Below are 5,047 nucleotides of genomic sequence, written 5' to 3'. Positions count from 1 at the left end.
CATTTCTTCGCCTCCAATTAGATGTAGTTGAATATTCTTACAACCTATTATAACACATTTGAAACAAGCGTTCCCCCTATTAAGTTTTACTTTTCTAAAGCAAGCATTCATCCCCCACTTTCACTGGTGTTGCCACACCTTAACGTTTAGAAGTGGAGGACTTCTGCCCTAAGCTGTTAAATCTTATTCTAAATTCTACTGTGTTAAAGCCGGCAAAGAAAAAGAGAAGATAAAAGAATGTATAAAAACTCAGCCATTTTCTATTTTGCTGAGTTTTTGATTACGTGATGATTCGAGCATTTTTCAAGTCCAAGCTGCTTCGTTACGAGAGCAATGATAGGCGATACGAATGATATCTTTTTCATCAAAAAAGAAGTACATGATGTACTTCCTCGATTTATGCTACTATTTTTGATGCGTATCCTATGGAATAAGTACTAGTTTCCCCATGGTTTTTCTCCCTTGAAGTGCTTGATGGGCTTCGGCTGCATCTTCTAAATTATATGTGCCACCGATTGTCAGTTCGAGTTCACCACTATCAATATAGTGAAGTAACTCTTTGAAACTCTTTTGATATAGTTCTGGTTTATTCACGATTTGCGGCAAGAAGAAACCAATGACTGATTGATTGCGACGCATTAATTGTGCCGGGTAAAATTGAACTTGCTCTCCACTTGCCGCACCGAATATGACTAATCTGCCAAACGGGGCGAGACATGCCACTGTTTTATCAAAAACTTCCCCGCCGACCATTTCCAGAGCGACATCGACCCCTTTTCCATCTGTTAGGTCAAGAATTTGTTGTTCCCAATTTTCTTCTGTGTAGTTGATGAGGTGATCTGCGCCTAAGCTTTTTGCATGAGCTAGTTTGTCAGCACTGCTAGCTGTTGCAATGATTTTTCCAGCGCCAAATAATTTGGCCAGTTGCACTGAAATTGCACCTACACCCCCTGCTGCGGCATGAACAAGAACAGTTTCTCCTTTTTCCAGTCTGCCCATGGTCGTTAAAATATGATAGGCGGTTTGTCCTTGAAGCGGTAGTGCAACCGCATCGGTGTATTCAACACCTTTCGGAATGGGTGCTAATGCCAATTCATGCACTTTCGCAAATTCTGCATATGCCCCCGATTCAATGAGAGAAACAACACGCATACCGGGTATGAACTGTGTGACGTTTGCGCCTACAGCGACAATTTCACCGGCAATTTCAGCGCCTGGAATAAACGGCAATTCAGTTGGCACCACATACTTCCCTTCCCGGCGCGCTATATCAGCATAGTTAACACCAATTGCTTTCACGCTAACCAATACTTCACGATCACCTATTTCTGGGATATCAACATCAATATACTTTAAAACCTCGGGTCCACCGTATTCTTCAAATCGAATAGCTTTCATCAAACTCATTTAATTTCCCCTCCATAATGTCGATTCGTTACAATCCAAGTGAAATATATTTCACTTCCAAATACTCGTCCATTCCTTGGTGACCGCCTTCTCTTCCAAGTCCACTTTGTTTAAATCCGCCGAATGGCGCTTGCGGTGTGGACGGGACGCCATCGTTTAAGCCGACGATTCCGTATTCCAGTTGCTCGGAAATGCGGATTCCTTTTGTAATGTTTTCTGTAAATACATAGGCTGCAAGTCCGTAAATGGAATCATTTGCACGGCTAATTGCTTCTTCTTCAGTTTTGAAGGTCGTAATCGGTGTGACTGGACCGAATGTTTCGTCCGTCATGCAGATCATGTCGTCAGTTACGCCAGTCAATATAGTAGGTTCATAGAAGAGACCGCCTTTTGAATTTCCACCAAGTTCGACTTGTGCACCTTTTTCTATCGCATCGTCAACATGTCTTTTAACTTTTTCAATAGCTGCTTCGTTGATTAATGGACCGATATCAATCCCATCTTCTAGACCATTTCCCACTTTCAGGGCACTTGCTTTTTCAACGAGTTTCTTCGTAAAGGCCTCCGCAATTGATTCATGAACATAGACTCGATTCACACAGACGCAAGTTTGACCCGCATTTCGGAATTTTGCTGCGAGCACACCCTCTGCCGCCTTATCTAGATCACAATCTTCCATCACAATGGCCGGTGCATGACCGCCGAGTTCAAGTGAAATCTTCTTCACTGTATCCGCGGCACCTTTCATTAACCCTTTCCCTACTTCTGTGGATCCCGTAAAAGTAAGTTTTCGAACACGCGTATCCGCGAGCCAAGTTTCTCCAATTGCTTTTGAATCGCCTGTGACAACATTTATGACACCTTTTGGAATCCCCGCCTGCTCGGCTAATTGTACGAGTTTAATCGCTGTTATCGGCGTTAAATTTGCGGGTTTGATCATCACTGTACAACCTGCAGCCAGTGCTGGCCCAACTTTTCGGGTGATCATGGCTGCTGGAAAATTCCATGGTGTAATGATTGCGGTTACCCCGACAGGTTGTTTGTGGACAAATAATCGCTTGTTTTGTCCCGTGGCAGGGATCGATTCTCCGTAGATTCGTTTGCCTTCTTCGGCATACCAAGATATGAATCCATTTGCGTACGCAACTTCACCCTTTGCTTCAGCAAGCGGTTTTCCTTGCTCCTGAGTCATCATTTCTGCTAAATCTTCAGCTTGTTCTTTGATTAACTCATGCCAAGTTTGTAATAAGGCACTGCGCTCATATGCCGAACGCGCAGACCACTCAGGAAAAGCTTCATATGCAGCATCTATTGCCATAGCCGCTTCTTTCTCGCCGCCCTTTGGTACTGTTGCGATTACTTCACCCGTTGCTGGATTTTCAACCTTTACAGTAGGCAGCCCCTCACCAATTTCCTCTCCATTTATCATCATTTTATAATTTTCCATATGTCATCACTCCTTCTTTAGGTTTACTATGCAATGAAGTTTACTATTTCTTTCATATTATCACACTTCTACTAGCCTTTGCCCCCTTCAACTGAACCCGGGTTGCATATATATAGTAGAAATGTTTGGAGGGATAAAATGATCACCATAAGCTTATGCATGATTGTTAAAAATGAAGAAGATGTCATTGGAAGATGTTTGGATTCGGTGAGTGATTTAGTAGATGAGATCAATATCGTCGATACAGGATCTACTGATCGCACGAAGGAAATCGTCGCTAAGTATACAGATCGAATTTTTGACTTTGAATGGATAGATGATTTTGCAGCTGCGCGGAATTTTTCGTTTCAACAAGCAACAAAGCAATATATTCTTTGGTTGGACGCAGATGATATTTTTACGGCAGAGGACATAGATAAATTTAAAGCGTTGAAAAAGAAACTAGAACCAGACACCGACGCAGTTTCGATGAATTATCACTTAAGTTTTGACGAAGAAGCAAATGTAAATTCCCTTCTTCGAAGATACCGGTTAGTAAAAAGAGAAAGAAATTTTATGTGGATAGGTGCTGTCCATGAATATCTTTCTGTGTATGGAAATTTGGTCTATAGTGATGCTGCGGTTACTCATATTCCGTTAAGTCATGATAGCGACCGAAATTTAAAAATCTATCAAAACTTAGTGAAATCAGGAGAAACACTTTCTCCTCGAGATACTTTCTATTTTGCCAATGAATTAAAGGATCACGGTCACTATGAAGAGGCTGTGCATTATTATGAAACATTCTTATCTTCAAAACTTGGTTGGGTGGAAGATAATATCAGAGCCTGTTTTAATCTAGCGGATTGTTATCAAACGCTTGAGAATGAAGAGGAAAAGCTTAGTTCCATTTTACGTTCACTTATGTACGATGTTCCTCGTCCGGAAGCTTGTTGCCGTCTTGGCTTTCATTTCATGGCACAACATAAAAATCAAGAGGCCATGTATTGGTATCATCAAGCACTACTTTATAAAAGCGATGAGAAGCAAAGTTTTCAAAACACAACATTTTCTACATGGTTACCACATCTACAACTATGCGTCCTATACGATCGTTTACAACAATTCGATGAAGCGCATGCACATAACGAACGTGCGCGAGCGTATAGACCGCAGCATGAATCCATTCTTCGAAATCAAAAATACTTTGAAAAGTTGTTTGAGAAGAGGATTAAAAAGACATAAAGTCGACTTTCATAGATTGACTCTAAAACTCAATATTTGCGGACAAGTAGTTATTTGTCCAAGCCTTCACTCTTTTCATGAATACGATAGAAAAGAATGGAGGTGAAAATATGATTTTTAATAATAGACATTTTCCACATCGTAATTTTTGTGATATCTGCTGCGATTCACCTTGTTGCTGTGAGGTTGGGCCAAGAGGACCTAGAGGGTGCCCTGGGCCAACTGGAGCTACTGGTGCTACCGGGGTAACAGGAGCTACTGGGGCTATTGGAGCGACGGGCGCAACTGGAGCAACAGGTGAAGCCGGGGCGATTGGTGCAACTGGCGCTACTGGAGCAACAGGTGAAGCCGGGGCCATTGGAGCGACGGGCGCAACTGGTGCTACGGGAGAAACTGGAGCTATTGGTGCAACGGGCGAAACTGGAGCTACTGGCGCGACGGGTGAAGCTGGCGCAATCGGAGCTACGGGCGAAACTGGTGCTACAGGTGAAACAGGTGCTATTGGAGCAACTGGAGCTACTGGAGCAACTGGTGAAGCCGGGGCCATTGGAGCGACGGGCGAAACTGGAGCAACTGGTGAAGCCGGGGCTATTGGAGCGACGGGCGCAACTNTGGAGCTACTGGAGCAACTGGTGAAGCCGGGGCCATTGGAGCGACGGGCGAAACTGGAGCAACTGGTGAAGCCGGGGCTATTGGAGCGACGGGCGCAACTGGAGCAACCGGTGAAGCTGGGGCTATTGGAGCTACTGGCGCAACCGGAGCTACTGGTGCTACTGGTGAAACCGGAGCAACAGGTGAAGCAGGTGATATTGGAGCAACTGGCGCAACTGGAGCAACCGGTGAAGCTGGGGCTATTGGAGCTACTGGCGCGACGGGTGAAGCTGGCGCAATCGGTGCTACTGGTGCAACCGGAGCAACTGGAGCAACAGGTGAAGCTGGGGCTATTGGAGCAACTGGAGCTACTGGAGC

Annotated in this window: 4 protein-coding genes; 1 reads left to right on the top strand and 3 read right to left on the bottom strand. The window is 44.3% G+C overall.

Going from position 1 to position 5,047, the window contains the following annotated elements; translation table 11 throughout:
* Positions 1–423: 423 nt before the first annotated feature.
* Entirely contained in the window at positions 424–1,398 is a 975-nt protein-coding gene (locus AC25Y1_RS19215; RefSeq protein WP_488149626.1) for a quinone oxidoreductase family protein, read from the bottom strand.
* A gap of 37 nt (positions 1,399–1,435) precedes the next feature.
* The gene (locus tag AC25Y1_RS19210; RefSeq protein ID WP_488149625.1) at positions 1,436–2,854 is read right to left on the bottom strand and encodes an NAD-dependent succinate-semialdehyde dehydrogenase; all 1,419 of its coding nucleotides are present in this window, start codon (positions 2,852–2,854) and stop codon (positions 1,436–1,438) included.
* Positions 2,855–2,992: 138 nt separating this feature from the next.
* Between AC25Y1_RS19210 and AC25Y1_RS19205 the strand changes: the two genes are divergently transcribed.
* Positions 2,993–4,078: a glycosyltransferase family 2 protein gene (locus AC25Y1_RS19205; protein ID WP_488149624.1), complete on the top strand. Its 1,086-nt coding sequence runs from the start codon at positions 2,993–2,995 to the stop codon at positions 4,076–4,078.
* 22 nt (positions 4,079–4,100) lie between these two features.
* On the opposite strand, the gene AC25Y1_RS19200 is transcribed toward AC25Y1_RS19205, so the two are convergent.
* Positions 4,101–4,625, bottom strand: a complete 525-nt coding sequence (locus AC25Y1_RS19200) for a hypothetical protein (protein WP_488149623.1) — start codon at positions 4,623–4,625, stop codon at positions 4,101–4,103.
* Positions 4,626–5,047: the final 422 nt, after the last annotated feature.

This window comes from Sporosarcina sp. Y1009 (genome assembly GCF_057669865.1).
The sequence above is the reverse complement of the archived record's forward strand: the minus strand, read 5'-3'. Positions and strand labels throughout refer to the sequence as shown.